The sequence below is a fragment of the Gordonia insulae genome, from assembly GCF_003855095.1.
Classification (GTDB): domain Bacteria; phylum Actinomycetota; class Actinomycetes; order Mycobacteriales; family Mycobacteriaceae; genus Gordonia; species Gordonia insulae.
This window is the reverse complement of record NZ_CP033972.1, coordinates 3,248,123-3,265,768: the sequence shown is the minus strand read 5'-3', so window position 1 is coordinate 3,265,768 and position 17,646 is coordinate 3,248,123. Positions and strand designations below refer to the sequence as shown.

General features: G+C 67.1%; 16 protein-coding genes. 11 read left to right on the top strand and 5 right to left on the bottom strand.

What is annotated here, in order from left to right; genetic code table 11:
• Positions 1-25 precede the first annotated feature (25 nt).
• Both ku and D7316_RS14815 read left to right on the top strand, forming a co-directional pair.
• Complete coding sequence (gene ku / locus D7316_RS14820; RefSeq protein WP_456298021.1) at positions 26-958, top strand: non-homologous end joining protein Ku; 933 nt, start codon at positions 26-28, stop codon at positions 956-958.
• Positions 959-1,016: 58 nt separating this feature from the next.
• Positions 1,017-2,336: an MFS transporter gene (locus D7316_RS14815; RefSeq protein WP_124708923.1), complete on the top strand. Its 1,320-nt coding sequence runs from the start codon at positions 1,017-1,019 to the stop codon at positions 2,334-2,336.
• Here the strand turns inward: D7316_RS14815 and D7316_RS14810 are convergent.
• On the bottom strand, positions 2,320-3,270 hold the full coding sequence (locus D7316_RS14810; RefSeq protein ID WP_124708922.1) for a LysR family transcriptional regulator ArgP: 951 nt from the start codon (positions 3,268-3,270) through the stop codon (positions 2,320-2,322). The genes D7316_RS14815 and D7316_RS14810 overlap by 17 nt on opposite strands.
• Before the next feature lie 80 nt (positions 3,271-3,350).
• Here D7316_RS14810 and D7316_RS14805 point away from each other — a divergent pair, with 80 nt between their 5' ends.
• Positions 3,351-3,971, top strand: coding sequence for a LysE/ArgO family amino acid transporter (locus D7316_RS14805; protein WP_124708921.1), 621 nt, complete (start codon positions 3,351-3,353; stop codon positions 3,969-3,971).
• On the opposite strand, the gene D7316_RS14800 is transcribed toward D7316_RS14805, so the two are convergent.
• On the bottom strand, positions 3,972-6,212 hold the full coding sequence (locus D7316_RS14800; protein WP_124708920.1) for an MMPL family transporter: 2,241 nt from the start codon (positions 6,210-6,212) through the stop codon (positions 3,972-3,974).
• Positions 6,213-6,345: 133 nt separating this feature from the next.
• Here D7316_RS14800 and D7316_RS14795 point away from each other — a divergent pair, with 133 nt between their 5' ends.
• Positions 6,346-7,665, top strand: a complete 1,320-nt coding sequence (locus D7316_RS14795) for an alpha-hydroxy-acid oxidizing protein (RefSeq protein WP_124708919.1) — start codon at positions 6,346-6,348, stop codon at positions 7,663-7,665.
• A 183-nt stretch (positions 7,666-7,848) separates the two neighbouring features.
• Here the strand turns inward: D7316_RS14795 and D7316_RS14790 are convergent, their stop codons facing one another.
• Positions 7,849-8,670 carry an oxygenase MpaB family protein gene (locus D7316_RS14790; protein WP_124711356.1) on the bottom strand — a complete coding sequence of 274 codons (822 nt, stop codon included), beginning with the start codon at positions 8,668-8,670 and terminating at the stop codon, positions 7,849-7,851.
• Between the two features lie 185 nt (positions 8,671-8,855).
• On the opposite strand from D7316_RS14790, the gene D7316_RS14785 reads away from it, so the two are divergent.
• The 5 genes from D7316_RS14785 to D7316_RS14765 all read left to right on the top strand — a co-directional run bounded on the left by D7316_RS14785 (position 8,856) and on the right by D7316_RS14765 (position 13,325).
• Positions 8,856-9,524, top strand: a complete 669-nt coding sequence (locus D7316_RS14785) for a TetR/AcrR family transcriptional regulator (protein WP_124708918.1) — start codon at positions 8,856-8,858, stop codon at positions 9,522-9,524.
• Positions 9,525-9,582: 58 nt separating this feature from the next.
• The gene (locus D7316_RS14780) at positions 9,583-10,251 is read left to right on the top strand and encodes a TetR/AcrR family transcriptional regulator (protein WP_124708917.1); all 669 of its coding nucleotides are present in this window, start codon (positions 9,583-9,585) and stop codon (positions 10,249-10,251) included.
• Positions 10,252-10,352: 101 nt separating this feature from the next.
• Positions 10,353-11,573, top strand: coding sequence for an acyl-CoA dehydrogenase family protein (locus D7316_RS14775; RefSeq protein ID WP_124708916.1), 1,221 nt, complete (start codon positions 10,353-10,355; stop codon positions 11,571-11,573).
• Positions 11,570-12,598: a phosphotransferase family protein gene (locus tag D7316_RS14770; protein WP_124708915.1), complete on the top strand. Its 1,029-nt coding sequence runs from the start codon at positions 11,570-11,572 to the stop codon at positions 12,596-12,598. Before D7316_RS14775 ends, D7316_RS14770 begins: the two co-directional genes overlap by 4 nt.
• Entirely contained in the window at positions 12,588-13,325 is a 738-nt protein-coding gene (locus D7316_RS14765; RefSeq protein WP_124708914.1) for an SDR family NAD(P)-dependent oxidoreductase, read from the top strand. Before D7316_RS14770 ends, D7316_RS14765 begins: the two co-directional genes overlap by 11 nt.
• 247 nt (positions 13,326-13,572) lie before the next feature.
• Here the strand turns inward: D7316_RS14765 and D7316_RS14760 are convergent, their stop codons facing one another.
• On the bottom strand, positions 13,573-14,262 hold the full coding sequence (locus D7316_RS14760; protein WP_124708913.1) for a histidine phosphatase family protein: 690 nt from the start codon (positions 14,260-14,262) through the stop codon (positions 13,573-13,575).
• A 108-nt stretch (positions 14,263-14,370) separates the two neighbouring features.
• Between D7316_RS14760 and D7316_RS14755 the strand changes: the two genes are divergently transcribed.
• Complete coding sequence (locus tag D7316_RS14755; RefSeq protein ID WP_124711355.1) at positions 14,371-14,796, top strand: VOC family protein; 426 nt, start codon at positions 14,371-14,373, stop codon at positions 14,794-14,796.
• A 32-nt stretch (positions 14,797-14,828) separates the two neighbouring features.
• Here the strand turns inward: D7316_RS14755 and D7316_RS14750 are convergent, their stop codons facing one another.
• A complete protein-coding gene (locus D7316_RS14750; protein ID WP_124708912.1) occupies positions 14,829-15,875 on the bottom strand; it encodes a sigma-70 family RNA polymerase sigma factor in 1,047 nt (348 codons plus the stop codon).
• Between the two features lie 462 nt (positions 15,876-16,337).
• On the opposite strand from D7316_RS14750, the gene D7316_RS14745 reads away from it, so the two are divergent.
• The gene (locus D7316_RS14745; RefSeq protein WP_124708911.1) at positions 16,338-17,636 is read left to right on the top strand and encodes an ROK family transcriptional regulator; all 1,299 of its coding nucleotides are present in this window, start codon (positions 16,338-16,340) and stop codon (positions 17,634-17,636) included.
• The last annotated feature ends 10 nt before the right edge of the window (positions 17,637-17,646 follow it).

The following is a 17,646-nucleotide window of genomic DNA, read 5'->3' as shown; positions in this document are numbered from 1 at the left end:
GGCATCCGATGGCACAATGAACTCCATGCGCTCGATTTGGAAGGGCGATCTGAGCTTTGGCCTGGTGAACGTGCCCGTCAAGGTGTACTCGGCGACGGAAAGTCACGACCGCAAGTCGTATCAGGTCGACTCCAAGGACGGCACGCGCATCCGCTACCGCCGGGTCCGTGAGGGAACCGACACCGAGGTCGACTACTCGGACATCGCCAACGCGTACGAGACGGATGCGGGCGAGACGGTGATCCTCACCAAGGAGGACCTCGCGACGCTGCCGGTGCAGAAGAGCCCGGAGATCTCGATCCTGGAGTTCGTGCCCACCGAGCAGGTCGACCCGATCTACTTCGACAAGCCCTACTACCTCGAGCCCGCGTCGAAGTCGCCCAAGGCGTATGCACTGTTGGCCAAGGCGCTCGAGGAGACGGACCGTCTGGCGATCGCCAACTTCACCCTGCGCAACCGGACGCGGCTGGCCGCATTGCGGGTCGTCGACGGTGTCATGACCTTGCAGACGCTGTTGTGGCCCGACGAGGTCCGCAAGGCCGACTTCGACTTCCTCGACGATGCCCCGGAGATCCGCAAGCAGGAACTCGACATGGCGTCGTCCCTGATCGAGACGATGGCCAAGGACTTCGATCCGACCGAGTTCGAGGACACCTATCAGAACGAGCTGTCCAAACTCGTCGAGGCCAAAGCCGATGGCGCCGAGGCATTCCCGGAGAGCGACGAGGAACCGGAAGCCGACGAGGACTCCGAGGTGGCCGATCTGCTCGCCGCGCTGCGGGCGTCGGTGAAGGACAAACCGTCGTCGGGTGGGTCGTCGTCGAAGAGCGACGACGACGAGAAGGAGCCGGCGAAGAAGGCTCCCGCAAAGAAGGCGGCGGCCAAGAAGGCCCCCGCGAAGAAAGCCGCGGCCAAGAAGGCGCCGGCGAAGAAGGCCGCAGCGAAGAAGTCGGCGTAGGCGCTCGCTTCGAGAAAATCGCTGGCCGCCCGACCTGGGATTCCGGCAAGCTGGACAGATGAGCACCCCGGTCGACCCCGGCAGGGTGGACACCCGCCTCCCCACAGCGCTGAAACCGTTCGCGCTGCGGCAATACCGGCTGCTCGCACTCGGCCTGGTGCTGGCCATGTTCGCCGACGGGGTCTGGACGATCGGCGTCGTGTGGCAGGTCATCGACATGGGTGGGGGACCGGGGCAGCTCTCCGCGGTCACCGGCGTCGCCGCGCTGGGCATGGTGATCTCGACGCTGGCCGGTGGCGTGCTGGCCGACCGGGTTTCGCAACGCCTCATCATGATCGGCCTGGAGATGGTGAAACTGCTGGCGTTCGCGATCGTCGGCGTGGCGGGCATGCTCGGGGTGTTGTCGATGCCGGTCCTGGTCGCAGCGTCGTTGATCGGTGGCATCACGATGGGTATGTACTACCCGGCCTATTCGGCGCTGCTGCCGAGCGTGGTGGAGGCGGCACAACTGCAGGCGGCCAACGGGATCGAGGGTTTCCTGCGTCCGGTGGTGTTCCAGGCCGTGGGTCCGATGGCGGCCGGGGGCGTCATCTCGATCGCGTCGCCGGGCCTGGCCATCGTGCTGGCCGGCGTGGCGAGTGCGTCGTCGGCGCTGTTCTACGTGGCGATGACCCCGATTTCGGTGCGGCGTGAGGTGACCGCGGTGTCCGGACATCCGGTGCGGGCCGTCATCACCGACATCGCCGAGGGATTCGCCTACATGTGGCGGACACCGTGGTTGTGGGCGACGCTGTTCTTCGCCTGCATCCTCGTCCTCGCGACGATGGGTCCCATCGAGGTGTTGGTGCCGTTCGCCCTGCGGGAACGGGTGCACGGCGGCGCCGGCGATCATTCACTCGTGTTGGCGGCGTTCGGTATCGGCGCGGCGGTGACGTCGCTGGTGTTCGCGTCCATCCCCATGCCGCGACGGTATCTGTCGGTGATGTTCGGGATCTGGAGCGTCTCGAGTGTGCCGTTGGTGATCATGGGATTCGCTGACGCGACGTGGATGTTCGTCGTCGCGGGATTCCTGATGGGCATCCTGTTCGACGGACCGATGGTGTTGTGGGGCACGCTCTTACAGCGCCGGGTGCCGCCGGCACTGTTGGGGCGGGTGGCAAGCCTGGACTTCTTCGTGTCGGTGGCGCTGATGCCGGTGTCGATGGCGCTGGCCGCACCGGTGAGCCATGCGATCGGACTGACGTGGACGTTCGTGTTGGCCGGCGTGCTGCCGGTGCCGGTCGCGGTGGGTTTCTACCTCGCCGCGAGGCTGTGGCGCGACGAGATCGAGAACCCGTTGACGGTCACGCTCACCGAGAACGTCACGGCCGGTGGCTGATCGGGTCCGGGCTGATCGGGGCAGGTCCGGTCCGGGGCGGCACGAGGTGCTCCGCCGCGGCCGCGACGGTCAGCTCGGTGAGGGCGTCGAGGATCGGTGAACTGAGCTTCCAGTACTGCCAGAACAGCGGGACGTCGACGTGGTGGTCGACGATCGGGATGACGCGCCCGGCGTCGAGGGCCGGTGCGATCTGTGCTTCCGGCACCGCGCCCCACCCGATGCCGAGTTCCACCGCCCGATAGAACTCGGTGGACGACGGGATGTAGGTGATCGGCGGAGTCACCGGTTGTTCGGCGAGAGCGGCGAGGACGTTGCGCTGGATGTAGTCGTTGCGGTCGAACAGCACCATCGGCGCGTACGACAAGGTCGCGGCGGACGGGCCGTCGGGGAGCCAACGGTCGACGAAATCCGGCGTCGCGACCGGGAGATAGCGCATCGATCCGAGAGGACGGATCGTGCAACCGCGAATGCCGAGTGGGTCGGAGGTAATGGCCCCCAACACTTCTCCCGATCGAAGGAATCGGCTGTTCTGGCTCTCGTCGTCGCGGAGCACCTCGATGGCCACCGGATGGTCACGATGCATCCTGGCGATCACCGGGAGGAACCAGGTCGCCAGCGAGTCCGCGTTGGCCGCGATCGGGAGGTGGATGCGCGATTCGTCGGCGTCGGTGGTGGTGCTGCCGAGCAGTTCGATGCGGGCCTCGTCGAGCAGCAGTTCCCATTGCTTGGCGAGCCGGACGAGGACCTCGCCGTCGGGGGTCGCGGTGGCGGGTTTGGTCCGGCGCAGCACCACCCGCCCGACCGACGTCTCGAGACCCTTGATGCGCTGACTGACCGCCGACGGGGTGATGTGCAGCGCCGACGCCGCGGCGTCGAACGTGCCTTCGCGCAGCACGGCGGCCAGCGTCTGCAGTCCTTCCTGGCTGATCTCCACCGCCCGATCTTAAGCTCTGCTGATGATTCGTGAAAAACATTCGCTGGATTGTCGAGAAGCGCGGCCCTAGCGTCGGTGGCATGACCACCTATGTCCTCGCCGCCGTCGCCGGCCTCCTCACCGGCGCCGGGCTGATCATCGCGATCGGTCCACAGAATGTCTTCGTCCTCCGCCAAGGAGTCGCGCGAGCACATGTGGTCCCGGTCGTCCTGGTGTGCGCGGTGTCCGACGTGGTGCTGATCGTCGCGGGGGTGGCGGGCCTCGGCGCCCTCGTCTCCGCGCACCCCGCCGTGGTGACGATCGCGAAAGTCGTCGGCGGGATCTACGTCATCGTCCTGGGTCTGATGGCCGCGCGCCGGTGCCTGCGCAGCAGTGAGGCCATCGTCACCAACGCGGGTGAGGCCAACACGGTGAGCCGCTGGGCGGCGGTCGGTATGACGCTGGCGCTGACCTGGCTCAACCCGCACGTTTACCTCGACACCGTGCTGACCATGGGGGCGATCGCGAACAGTCACGGCAACGGCAAGTGGGCATTCGCCATCGGCGCCTGCGTCGCGAGCCTCATCTGGTTCGCCGCACTCGGTGGTGGTGCCAGCAGGCTCGCGCACTTCTTCGAGTCACCGCGCTCCTGGCGGATCCTCGACGCCGTCGTCGCGGTCGTCATGCTCGCGATGGGCGCGATGCTGATCGCGTCGGTGTGATCAGACCTTCGCCGGCTCGGGCTCCCAGAGACTCGGGTCGATGTTCTTCTCGATCGGGATCTCCCGGATGGCCGTGCCCTCGACGTCGACGTTGGGCACGATCTTGTCGAGCCAGCGCGGCAGCTTCCACGCGGTGTCGCCGAGCAGTGTGATCACCGCGGGCACGACGATCATCCGGATGATGAAGGCGTCGAAGAACACCGCAGCCGCGAGCGCGAAGCCCATCATCTTGGCGATGGTGTCCGGGGCCAGCATGAACGCGGCGAACACCGAGATCATGATGATCGCGGCCGACGCGACGACCCGCGCGCCGTGTTGATAGCCGATGATCACGGAATCCTTTGCGGAGACACCGTGCACGTACTCCTCGCGCATTCGGGTCACCAGGAACACCTGATAGTCCATCGCCAACCCGAACACGACGCCGACCAGGAAGATCGGCAGGAACGAGATGATCGGCTTGGTGTGATCGATCAGGCCGAAGTCGCCGCGCTGGAAGATCGCCACCGTCGCACCGAAGGTGGCACAGACCGAGAACAGGAAGCCGAGCGTCGCGATCAACGGCACCAGCAGCGACCGGAACACGATGGTCAGGATGATGAACGCCAGTCCGACGACCACGATCAGGAACGGGATCAGCGCCGAACTCAACTTCGACGAGATGTCGGACATGATCGCCGTCTGACCGCCCACGTTGACGGTCGCACCCCCGGGTGAGGTGGCCCCGTACTCGCGGATCTGCTCCATCAGCTCATGGGTCTGCGGACCGCTCGGCGACCGTTCCGGCGTGACCGAGATCAGCGCCGCCTTGGCTCCGGCCTGCGGGTTCGCCGGGTCCGAGCCGTTGCCGATCCAGGTGATCTGGGCCGGGTTGGCGACGTTGTCGAGGGTCTTCACATGCGCGACGACATCATCGGCGGCCGGCGCGATGTCACCGTTCTGCGCGTCGCTGACGACCACCAGCAGCGGACCGTTGACGCCCTCGCCGAAGCCGCGCTGCAGCAACTGGGTGGCCGCGTACTCGCTGTCCGTGGTGGATTCCATCCCGAGTTCCATCTGGGTCATCGGGATGGCCGCGACGACGAGGAGGATGAGGCCGGCGAGAGCCGCGGGTAGCGGGAACCGGGTGAGGAACCGGGCGAAACGGAGGCCGTTGGACGGCTGCGTGTCGGGCTCGTCGCCGTGTCGGATGCCGGGGATCTGCGGTGAGAACGCGAAGCGTCCGAAGGCGCCGAGCAGTGCGGGGATCAGCGTGATGGCACCGAGCACCGCGACCAGGACGGCGATGGCCGCCGCCACACCCATCTGGGTGATGAACGGGATGCCGACCACCGCGAGCGCGGCGACCGCGATCATCACCGTCAGGCCGGCGAACACGACCGCGGACCCGGCCGTGCCGACCGCACGTCCGACCGCGGCCTCACGACTGCCGCCGAGGTTCAGTTCGGATCGATACCGGGAGACGATGAACAGCGCGTAGTCGATCGACACGGCGATACCGAGCATGGTGATGATGGTGGTCGCGCTCTGCTGGACATCGATGATCTTGGCGCTCAACGTGACCAGCAGGATGGTGATGCCGACGCCCAGGATGCCGGTGACGATCGGGATGAACGCGGCGATCAGCGCGCCGAAGGCGACGATCATGATGACGAACGCGACTGCGAAGCCCAGGAGTTCGGACACGCCGCCCTGCTCGAACACCTGCATCAGGGAGCCGGTGCCCTCGACCTCGAGGCCGTCGCCGCGATACTCCGACAACAGTTCCTTGAACTGGTCCATCTCTGCGCCGGTGAGATCCTGCATCGGGATGTCCTGGCGGATCTGGATCAGCCCGACCTTGCCGTCGTCGCCGAGCACCGCCGAGGCCATCGCCGGGTTCTGCTGGGCGGCGGTCACGGGATTGACGACGGTCTGCGGCTCGATGACCTTCGGTAGTGTGCGGGCCTTCGCCACGAGCGCATCGATCTGTGCGGTGTGGTTGGCCAGCCCGTCGTCGGCGGCCACGAGGATGCTGGTCGACGCGTTGAGTTGCTGATCGTTGATCGCCGTGAAGTCGGTTTTCATGACCGACATCGCCCGATCGGAGTCGGTGCCGGGCAATTCGAAGTTGGTGGAGAACTTCGGTGCGACCGCGCCGACGATCGCCCCGAGTGCGATCAGGACGACAAGCCACGCACTGACGAACCACCACTTGTGCCGGAACGTGAAACGACCGAGCCGGTACAACCACAACGCCACGGCGGACCTCCCCTTCGATGTGACCGCCAGCGTATCGGCCCGTCGGGCGAGGCGGTGTGACAGGCGGCACAGGTATCCACAGAGATCCCTATGATGTGCCCATGATCGCCCCGATGAGCGTGGAGTGCAGACCATGACCGATCCCACCGTTCCGACCGATCCGACCGCTCTGCCCGCCGGCGCGGGTCGCCTCCGGCAGAACGAGATCTACACCCAGGGCATCCACGGACGGCGTCCGCGGGTACCCACCGATCACGCCGAGCTGGAACGCCGGGCGCGTCGGGTCATGTCGGATCGGGCGTGGGCCTACATCGCCGGCGGTGCGGGCGAGGGCTCGACGATGGCCGCCAACCGCGCGGCGCTCGATCGCTGGGCGATCGTCCCGCGGGTGCTGCGGGACGTGTCGTCGCGGTCGACCGGCATCGAGTTGTTCGGGCAGCAGTTGCCGGCTCCGGTGCTGTTCTCCCCGGTCGGTGCGGGTGCGTTGGCCGCGCATGCCGCCGACGTGCACATCGGGCATGCCGCCGCCGAACTCGGTGTGCCCTATATCTTCTCCAATCAGGGCAGCGCGCCGATGGAGACCGTCGCCGCCGAGATGGACCGGGTCCGGTCCGGTGCGCCGCGGTGGTTCCAGCTCTACTGGTCCACCGATGACGACCTCGTGGACAGTTTGTTGGCGCGCGCGGAGGGGATGGGCGCGAACGCCGTGGCGGTCACCCTCGACACGACCATGCTCGGCTGGCGGCCGCAGGACCTGAATCTCGGGTCACTGCCCTTCGCCCGCGGTGAGGGCATCGATCAGTACACGTCGGATCCGCGGTTCACCGAGATCGTGGCGCAGCGGGTGCGCGCCGCCGTGGGCGGGGAGAAACCCGAGATATCGGTGGGCGCCATCAAGACCCTGTTCTCGATCGCCCGCAATGCGCCGGGTTCGCTGATGAAGAATCTGACGGCCCCCGAACCCCGCGTGGCGGTGCAGACCTTCCTCGACATCTACTCGCGACCGTCCCTGAACTGGGATGACATCGCCGGTCTGCGCGACCGGACGACGTTGCCGATCGTGTTGAAGGGGGTGCTGCACCCCGACGACGCGCGACGCGCGGTCGACGTCGGGGTGGACGGCATCATCGTGTCCAACCACGGCGGTCGTCAGGTCGACGGTGCGATCGGGTCGATCGATGCACTCGCGGCCATCGCGCCCGCCGTCGACGGTCGGATCAAGGTGCTGGTCGATTCCGGAATCCACACGGGCGCAGATGTTTTCAAGGCGATAGCGCTCGGTGCCGACGCGGCGTGCATCGGGCGGCCGCACATGTACGGACTCGCGCTCGCGGGCGCCGATGGTGCGCGTGACGTCGTCGCCAACATCATCGCCGAGCTCGACCTCACGCTCGGACTCGCCGGATATACGTCGATCGCCGACGTGGATCGGGATGCGTTGCAGCGGGTGTGATCTCGATACACCCGGCTCGCTCCGCTCGCGCGGCCACTCGATCAGCGGTGGTGGCGACACCCCGCTCGCGCGGGCACTCGATCAGCGGGGTGGCGACAGCGGTGGTGGGGACGCCCCGCTCGCGGGTTTCCAAACCGCTGGTCGAGTAGCCCGAGGCGCCAGCCGAGGGCGTATCGAGACCACTCACACCAGCGGACGTCCGGTCCGGATCCGCCAGCGCACGTCCCAGAGCAGGAAGTTGAACGGGAACTCGCGCAGGAGCTTCGGCAGGCGGTTGGAGATCGCGCGGGCGACCTTGTTGTGGGCGTCGAACACCACGCGCTGCCACGGCTTGAACTCGAGGCCCATCTTGTCGCGGAAGTTCTCCGGCAGGAATCCGATGGTCAGCAGCTCGAACCACCAGCCGATCAGGAAGCTGACCGCCGGCGGCATGAACTCGGCCCGGGTGATGGCCATCAGATGTTCGCGAATCACCGGGTCGATCTCGAACGTCGCGACGGTGTCGTTCCAGTACGTCTCGAAATCGGCGCGGGTGGCCGGCCACAGCTCGCGCGGTACCTGCAGCGTGGTGCCGAGGACGGCGCCGTTCTGATAGGCCTCCTCGGTGATGTCGGCGGGGTCCCCGTAGATCCGCTGCATGTCCTCCCACCCCTTGTAGAGGCAGGCGGCCACCCAGAGTTGCAGCTTGGGGTCGAAGGCGTTGTATTTCACGGGGCTGTCCGCGTTGGAGCGCACCTTGGCGTGGGCCGATCCGACCGCTTTGCGGTAGGCCTTGCGGTCCTTGGGCGTCCCCATCACCGCGACGGCGAGGTAGCTCAACGTCGTGCGGGTGCGTTTGATCGGGTGCTTGAACAGGTTGCCGCTGTCCACGCGACTCTCGTAGACGCCGTAGCCGACGGCCGGCATGGCCAGCTGCATGATCACGTTGGCGGGTCCGGCGAGTGTCGAGATGCCCTTCATCTCGTTCATCCGGGTGGGCAGTGCGTCCAGCTCGCCGCGGGTCATCCGTGCCACCGGCGGCAGGTACTCGGTGTCCGGCGTGGTCGACGCGTATGCGATCGGCAGATCGACCTCGTCGTCGATGATCGGTTCTGTAGTCACCAAGACCCCCAAGTAGCGGCGTAAATCTGACAACGTGCGTTTTCGCTTTCATTGAACGATGGCAAGGTTATCGGTGTCAAGATGGACACGTGGCCAGCACAACCGGCGAGACCCAGACCAGCAGCCCATCGGGCGGCGACAGCCTGCGTGCCTACGGCGGCGAGGAGGGCGACATCAGGGTGGCGCGTCGTCGCGCGACGCTGATCGACGCGGTCCTCGAACTCCTCGGCGCCTCCGACGGCGGGTCGGTGACGGTGCGTGGGGTCTGCCGGGAGGCCGGTCTGACGACCCGGTATTTCTACGAGAGTTTCGACTCGATCGAGACGCTCGTGGGCGCGACCTTCGACGAGGTCATCGCCGAGATCTCGGATGACGCACTGACGGCGTTCGCGGACGGCGAGGACGTCGAGAGCAAGGTCACCGGCGCGATCGCGGCGATCGTGCGCATCATCGACGAGGATCGCCGCAAGGGACGCCTGCTGTTCTCCCAGTCGCTGCTGAGTCCGACGATCGCGGCGAAGCGGATGGAGTCGACCGCACTGTTCGCCGGTCTGACCCTGCGTTCGGCGGCCGGTGTACTCGAGCTCCGATCTCATCCGAAGGCGCTCGCGGCGGCGAACTTCCAGGTCGGCGGGCTCGCACGGCTCCTCGCTGCGTGGCTCGACGGACATCTCGACCTCGACCGTGAGGGCGTTGTCGAGGTGAGTGTCGGACTGATGATGGCGCTTGCCGACGGCGCGGACAGATTCGGCTCCTGAACCCTCGCGGGAGGCCGATGCGCGGCGGGTGACACTCTGCGCGGAAGTCGTTGCGGCTATGTTGGTAACCATGAGCAGCGGGACCGACGAGACGGATGTACGTCCGAGTTCTGTCGGTCAGTGGCGCGACTACGGCGAGCCGGAACTGCCCGTGCCCCTGGCCGCCGCGCTCGCGGCGTTCGCCGAGCAGGGCTATCACGGCACGTCGGTGCGCGAGATCGCCGCGCGCGCGAACCTGTCGGTGCCGGGTCTGTATCACCACTACCCGTCCAAGCAGTCGTTGCTGCAGGGTCTGCTCGAACGCACGATGACCGACCTGCTCAATCGGTCCGAGATGGCCGTCCGCGAAGCGGGCGAGCAGCCGGTCGACCAATTCGACGCCGTCGTCGAGTCCCTGCTGCGGTTCCACATGTATCGCCGCGAACAGGCGTTCGTCGGGTCCACCGAGATCCGCAGCCTCGACGACACCTACAAGCAGACCTACATCGGGCACCGCGACCGTCAGCAGCACATGGTCGACGAGATCGTCTTCGCCGGTGTGGAGGCGGGGGACTTCACCACCCGCTATCCGAAGGACGCCAGTCGTGCGGTGGCGACGATGTGCGTCGGTGTGTCGACCTGGTTCAAACTCGACGGCGAACTCGCCCCCGATGAACTCATCGCGCGGAACAAGCAACTCGCCCGCGACATCGTCGGCTATCACGGCAACGTCGACCCCTTGGCGTGATCGGGTCCGGTCCGGTCGTATGACTTGACCGTCGTGCTCCGAACTGGCAAGGTTGCGGACGCCGAACGATCGCTCGGTCGGCATACCGATGAGGAGACACGATGTCCGTTGATCTGCGATATGCCCCCGATGTCTCGGAGATCGTCGACAAGACGAGCCGTTTTGTCCGCGACCAAGTGCTGCCGATCGAGAACTCCTACGGCGGGGACATCACCGCGGCCGGTGGCGACGACCTGCGTCGCGAGTTGAACGCCAAGGCGAAGGCCGAGGGGATCTTCGCCCCCCATGCGCCGATCGAGTTCGGTGGTCTGGGTCTGGACATGTCCGACCGGGTGCCGGTGTTCGCGGCGGCGGGCTACTCCACGTTCGGGCCGGTGGCCCTGCACATCGGTGCCCCCGACGAGGGCAACGTCCATATGCTCGCCCACATCGCCAGCGACGATCAGAAGCACAAATACCTCGCACCGCTGGCGGCCGGTGACGTGCGGTCGGCATTCGCGATGACCGAACCGTCACCGGGAGCCGGTTCCGATCCGAATGCGTTGCGCACCAACGCTGTCAAGGTCGACGGTGGGTGGAAGATCAACGGCGAGAAGCGATTCATCACCGGTGCCGAGGGTGCCGGGTTCTTCATCATCATGGCGCGCACCGCCGGTTCGCCCGGCGACCGGGGCGGGGCGACGATGTTCCTTGCCCCGCATGACACGCCGGGCATCTCGGTCGGACGGCACATCGTGACCACCGACAAGTCGATGATCGGCGGCCACTGTGAGGTGACGTTCACCGACGTGTTCGTACCCGACGAGGACATCCTCGGCGAGGTCGACGAGGGCTATCGCTACGCGCAGGTGCGACTCGGCCCGGCGCGTATGACGCATGTGATGCGCTGGTTCGGATCGGCGCAACGCTGCCACGACGTCGCCGTCGACTACGTCTCGCAGCGGGAAGGTTTCGGTGGCAAGCTCGGTGATCTCGGCATGATCCAGCAGATGGTCGCGGACAACGAGATCGATCTCGCCGCGAGCATGGCGTTGCTGGTCAAGGCATGTCACGAGCTGGACCGGGGCAGTCACGCGTCGGACGAGACGTCGATCGCCAAGACCTTTGCCGCCGAGGCCTATACGCGCATCGCCGATCGCAGCATGCAGATGTGCGGCGGCATGGGTGTCTCCGACGACCTGCCGCTCGCCCGGCTGCAGCGCGAGCTGCGTCCGTTCCGGATCTACGACGGTCCGTCCGAGGTGCACCGCTGGGCGATCGCCCGCCGGGCGATCGGACGGGCACGCAAGGCCGCCCGCGCGGTGCAGGAGGCGAACCGGTGACCGAGCATCCGGCACTGAATTCTGCTCTTCTGCACGACTTCCTGGTGAGTCAGGGCGTCCCCGTCGTCGGCGATCTACGGATCGACCTGATCAGCGGCGGCAAATCCAATCTGACGTTCAGCGTCCGCGACGACGAGTCGCGGTGGGTGGTGCGACGGCCGCCGACCAGCGGTCTCACCCCGTCGGCCCACGACATGAACCGCGAGTGGGCGGTCACCAGCGCACTGCAGTCGACCGACGTGCCGGTGGCGCCGACCGTCGCGATCGATTCCGACGGCGACGTGCTCGGGGCGCCGTTCACCGTGGTCGGCTTCGTCGACGGTCAGGTCATCCGCACCTCCGATGATCTGACTGCGTTGTCGGACAGCGATGTCGAGCGCAATCTCGACGGGTTGGTGGAGACCCTGGCCCGGCTGCACGAGGTCGACTACCAGGCCGTCGGACTGGGCGATTTCGGCCGACCCGACGGCTTCGCGGCCCGGCAGGTCAAACTGTGGGCGCGTCAGTGGGGCCACGTGAAGACCCGCGAACTCGACGACGTCGAGCGACTGGTCGCCGCGCTGACGGATCGGCTGCCCGGCCAGACACGGAACACCATCGTGCACGGTGACTACCGGGTGGACAACACCATCACCGACACCGATGACCCGGGAATCGTGAAGGCCGTGGTGGATTGGGAACTGTCCACCCTCGGCGACCCGATCACCGATGTCGCATTGATGTGTGTCTACCGCCGTCCCGGTTTCGATCAGGTGGTCGGCTTCGAGGCGGCGTGGACCAGCGATCGCTACCCGGCGGCCGACGACATCGCCCAGCGCTATGCCGCGCGGACCGGACGTGACCTGGGGGACTGGGACTTCTATCTCGCGCTGGCCAATCTCAAACTCGGCGTCATCGCCGAGGGCATCACCCACCGGGCTCGCGCCGGCGCGGCCTCCGACGGTGCGGACTCCGCGGCGGAGGCGACCGCCGAGTTCATCGCGGCAGGCCTGGCACAACTGAAGGGGGCACGACGTGTCGGATAACCGGGTGGCACTGGTGACGGGAGCATCGCGGGGCATCGGCGCCGCCATCGCCGAGCGGTTCGCCGCGGAGGGATGGGATCTCACCATCAGCTCGCGTGGTCTAGAAGCTCTGCAGGAGAAGGCGGGACGGCTCGGTGAACTCGGAGCCGGCCGCGTCGAGGTGATCCCAGCGGACATGACCGACCCCGATGCCGTCGAGGCGCTCGCCGTCGGGCATGCCGAGGCGTTCGGTCGGTGCGATGCGCTCGTCATCAATGCCGGGATGGGGCAGAAGGGTCCCATCGCGGATCTGCCGGTGCGCCGCTTCGACCGGCTCTATCAGGTGAACGTCCGCGCGCCGTACATCCTGCTGCAGTCGCTGTTGCCGGCATTGCGGTCGACGGCCGAGGCAGCCGGTGCGGCGAAAGTCATTGCGATCGCGTCGATCACCGGCGTTTATCCGGAGCCCGAGCTGTCGGCCTACGGTGCCACCAAGGCTGCGCTGATCTCGCTGTGCGAGACGTTCAACCTCGAGGAGTCGGGCAACGGGGTGAGCGCGACGACGATCGCGCCCGGCTACGTCGACACCGACATGTCCGAGTGGACCAAGGGGCTGATCCCGGCCGACGAGATGATCAGCGTGGGTGACGTCGCGACCATCGCGCACTCGGTGACCCAGCTGTCGCGATATGCGGTGCTGCCCAACGTGATCCTGACGCGACCGGGGAGCAATCTGCATCGGGCGTGAGTCCGGTCTCGATACGCGATCCCGGCTCCTTCGTCGCAGGGCTCGCTACTCGACCAGCGGATGGCGTTGCCGGCTGCTGATCGCTACTCGACCAGCGGATGACGTTGCCGGTTGCTGATCGGTATTCGACCAGCGGATGGCGTTGCCGGCTGCTGATCGCTACTCGACCAGCGGATGACGTTGCCGGTTGCTGATCGGTATTCGACCAGCGGATGGCGTTGCCGGCTGCTGATCGAGATCACGCACCTCACCGGTACGTCGCGAGCCCGCCGTCACGGTCGGCGAGATGGGCGTGTTCGTTGAACGACACCACGGAGACGCCGCTGCGCCCGACGATCAGCTTCGACACCGATGCGTTGACCATCGTGCGGGACAGGGCCGGCCATCGCTCCGCGGGGATGCCCCACAACTGACCGAGCCACTGGGTGATCGATCCGGCGGAGGAGACCACCAACACGGTCTGCCCCGAGCCGGCCAACGCGGTGGCCCGCTCGGCCGCCGACGAGATCCGGTCGGCGAATCCCCGGTACGTCTCGCCGCCGGCCTGATGGTGCTCGGCGGTGTCGGCGATCCATTCCCCGATACCGGCGTCGAGGCGCTGCTGGTAGTTGCGGCCGTCGGCGTACTCCTCGGCGGTTGCCGAGCCGACCAGAGCGGGCAACGCGTACTCGTTCCAGCCGGGATCGACGTCGGGTGCGGGGGCGGCGTCGAACTGCGCGAGCACTCCCGCCAGAGTCTGTGACTGTCGCGGAAGGTCGCCACTGACGGCCGCGGTGATCTTGTCGGTGAGTCCGGCCAGCAGGGCGCCGGTCAGCCGGGCCTGCAGCACGCCCACATCGGTGAGACCGCCCGGCCCGGTTGCCGGCTGCTCGGTCCCGGCGATGCCGTATGCATGCGGGTCGGCCTGTCCGTGGCGGACCAGATAGATCACTCCCATGAACCACACCTTATGGCCTGGCGCGGCGTGCCGATGATTTCGGGCCGTCGCGTGGGTCAGTACTCGAGAGGAGCCGTGGACCGACGGTGCGATAGAGGAGTGTCCGACTTGTCGACGATGTTGTTCGTCAACCTGCCTGTGGCGGATGTGGCGAGGTCCCGAGCGTTCTACACGTCTCTCGGCTTTCGCTTCGATCCGATGTTCTGTGATCAGGGGACGCTGTGCATGGAGGTCAACGAGGGGTGCCGTGTGGTGCTGCACCGCACCCAGCGGTTCGCCGGTTATGCGGCGAGCGCGGTAGCCGACCCCCACACGGCGCGCGAAGCGCTCGTGGCGGTGTCGGCGTCGTCGCGGGCCGAGGTCGATCGCTACGCGGACGCCGCCCTCGAGCACGGCGGATCACACCTGCGCGATCCCGAGGACCTCGGCTTCATGTACTGCCGCAGCTTCTGCGATCTCGACGGTCACGCGTGGGAGGTGCTGTGGATGGATCCGTCGCAGATCCCGCAGGACACCGACGACTCCGCCGCCTGAGGCGGATCGTCGAAGGTCAGTGATGTCGAAGGTCAGTGATACGGGCTCGGCGCGGTGCGCTCGGGTGCGTCGTAGGGCGTCGCGGGCAGACCGAAGCGGGCGAAGTCGGCCTCGAGGTCATCGCTGAAGAACGCCACCACATACGAGACCTTGCCGTCGGCCCCGAAATCGAGGACTTGCAGTTGGAACGGACGGTGGATGCCGTCCGGCTCCTTCATGTACAGCCCGTAGGCGGGCTGACCGTTGGCGACGGTCGGCAGCAGGATCTGGTCGCCGGGACCTTCGGCCGGGCAGTTCTTGCGGATGAGCGTCCCGATCGCCTCTGGTCCCTGATACCAGCCGGTGAACGGCGGCATCTCCCAGATGGCCTTGTCGGTGAACAGTTCCACGATCGCCTCGACGTCGTAGCGTTCGAACGCCGAGACATACTTCGCGAGCAGTTCACGCTTGGCGTCGTCGTCCAACGTCCGCGGTGCATCCTCCTGAGGTGAGGCGTTCTTGAGCTGCTCGCGGGCCCGCTGCAGCAGGCTGTTCACCGTCGCGGTGGTGACGCCGATGGTGTCGGCCACCTCCGCGGCCTTCCACTGCAGTACGTCGCGCAGGATCAGCACCGCACGCTGACGCTCGGGCAGGTGTTGCAGCGCCGCGATGAACGCGAGGCGGATCGACTCGCGCGCCCCGACCACGTAGGCGGGGTCGGCGTCGTCGCCGGGCGCGATCTCGTCGACGGTGCCGCCGAACGGCTCGAGCCACGGCACCTCGTGATCCTGCAGCAGATCGTCGGCCGGATCGAAGGCATCCCCACCGAGCCCGGACGGCAGGGGCCGGCGCTGCCGGCTCTGCAAGGCGGTGAGGCACGTGTTGGTGGCGATCTTGTGCAGCCAGGTCCGCACCGACGCGCGCCGATCGAACTTGGCATACCCGCGCCACGCACGGAGGTACGTCTCCTGCATGAGGTCCTCGGCATCGTGATGCGAACCCATCATGCGGTAGCAGTGCGCCAGGATCTCCCGCCGATACGGCTCGGAGACCTCGAGGAATTCGGCGTCTGACGTGGGGCGGGTGGCCGTGGTGGACATGTGATCAAGGTTACGGGAACCCACCGACAGGTTCAGCCCCCGAAAATTGCCGACGACACCGAACGACCGACGACGTCAGACGGGGTTTGAATCAGGCTGCGCGCAATAGGCGCGAGAAGCTCGCCGGCGACCTATATTCGCCGGTGAACGCCCATATTCACCCGCCGGCAGGCGCGGCGTCGGCGGCCCCGCCGGGGTTGCCACCGTCGTCGATGCGTTGCTAGCTTGATCCACATGACGAGCCAGTCCCACGTCCCAGAGGTCACCTATGTGACGACCGCTCTGGGCTGTCGGCTGCCGTTCGCACGTGTCCTGTGTTGTCGCCGAATGCGCTGAATCCAGCATTCATCCCTCGGGCCGACGATGGCCCATTCGCTTTCTCGCTCATCCGAGCGGACCTGCGCCCGTTTCCGAGGCGCAGACGTGACCCGGATGTGGCACATTCGATGAGGACAGACACACATGACCGCAACGCTCGACCATCCCAGTACCACGACGACCACTTCTGCACCCATCCGACCGCAGGCTCGTGGGCCGCTCGGAAACCGCGCGCCTCGGCCCCTCGCCTATGGGTCGCCGCGGAAGGGAGCCTCCAAGATCCACATCGTGACCCCGCAGCTCCAGCTGTCGTCGAAGCCGGCGGCGCTCGTGCTGCGCACCGCACGACTCTCCGGCCCCGTCTTCCGCGACGACGCCGCGGAGCACACCGGCCTGAGCATCTCCACCGTCAATCGGCAGGTGGGCGCACTCCTGAAGGCCGGGCTGATCCGCGAGCGTGCCGACCTCGCGCCCGCCGGGGCCATCGGCCGTCCGCGGTTGCCGTTCGAACTCAACGTCGCCGACTTCCTGACCATCGGCATCCACATCGGCTACAAGGTCACGTCGATCACCACGCACGACCTGTTGCACCGGGTCGTCGGCGCGATCCAGATCCCGACCCCGGTCGCCGACACACCTGAGCAGACGCTCGCCGCCATCGGCGTCAGCGCCCGCCGGTTCGTCGGCCGGTGGGCCGGTCGCCGGGTCCTCTGGGCCGGGGTCGCGCTCGGTGGCCGGGTCACCGCCGGGGGGCATGTCGACCATCCGCGCCTGGGCTGGACCGCCGCGCCGGTCGGCCGGATCATCGCCGAGACGGTGGGACTGCCGGTGTCGGTGGCCTCGCACGTCGAGGCGATGGCGGCCGCCGAACTCGTGGTCAATCCCGAACAGAAGAAGTCGAGCTTCCTGTACTTCTATGCCCGCGAGATGGTGGGTACCGCCTTCTGCGTCGACGGGATGGTCCACACCCCCACGTCGGGCCCGCCGGTGATCGGTCACTTCCCGACGGGGCCGACGACTCTGCTCGACCCGGAGAACACCGGGCGCCTCGAGCCGACCGCGAGCGACACCGGGGTGGTCGAGGCGGCGCTGGCGCTGGGGCTGCCCGTCGCCGACATCGAGGGTGTGCACGACCTCGCCCGCGGCGGCGACGCCACCGCACGCGCGCTGCTCGAGGAGCGCGCCGAGGTCCTCGGCCGCACCGTCGCCCTGATCGCGGACATCTTCAACCCGGACCACATCGTGCTCGGCGGTCAGGCGTTCACCGACTTCCCGGCGACGCTGCCGACCGTGGCGAAAGCCGTCAAGACCACCTCGGTGGTCCCCAACCGGGATGTGCGGGTGTCGCATTCGGGCACCACGGTGCAGCAGCAGGCGGCCGGAGCGGTCTCACTCGACGCGATCTACACCGATCCGCTGGAGGCGCTCGCCGTCACCGCGTGACAGATCAGCG

What these genes read in the sequence shown, in the direction of transcription:
- ku (WP_456298021.1), top strand. Translation starts at nt 26, where the DNA reads ATGCGCTCGATTTGGAAGGGCGATCTGAGCTTTGGCCTGGTGAACGTG.
- D7316_RS14815 (WP_124708923.1), top strand. Translation starts at nt 1,017, where the DNA reads ATGAGCACCCCGGTCGACCCCGGCAGGGTGGACACCCGCCTCCCCACA.
- D7316_RS14805 (WP_124708921.1), top strand. Translation starts at nt 3,351, where the DNA reads ATGACCACCTATGTCCTCGCCGCCGTCGCCGGCCTCCTCACCGGCGCC.
- D7316_RS14795 (WP_124708919.1), top strand. Translation starts at nt 6,346, where the DNA reads ATGACCGATCCCACCGTTCCGACCGATCCGACCGCTCTGCCCGCCGGC.
- D7316_RS14790 (WP_124711356.1), bottom strand. Translation starts at nt 8,670, where the DNA reads ATGACCCGCGGCGAGCTGGACGCACTGCCCACCCGGATGAACGAGATG.
- D7316_RS14780 (WP_124708917.1), top strand. Translation starts at nt 9,583, where the DNA reads ATGTTGGTAACCATGAGCAGCGGGACCGACGAGACGGATGTACGTCCG.
- D7316_RS14775 (WP_124708916.1), top strand. Translation starts at nt 10,353, where the DNA reads ATGTCCGTTGATCTGCGATATGCCCCCGATGTCTCGGAGATCGTCGAC.
- D7316_RS14760 (WP_124708913.1), bottom strand. Translation starts at nt 14,262, where the DNA reads ATGGGAGTGATCTATCTGGTCCGCCACGGACAGGCCGACCCGCATGCA.
- D7316_RS14750 (WP_124708912.1), bottom strand. Translation starts at nt 15,875, where the DNA reads ATGTCCACCACGGCCACCCGCCCCACGTCAGACGCCGAATTCCTCGAG.
- D7316_RS14745 (WP_124708911.1), top strand. Translation starts at nt 16,338, where the DNA reads ATGACCGCAACGCTCGACCATCCCAGTACCACGACGACCACTTCTGCA.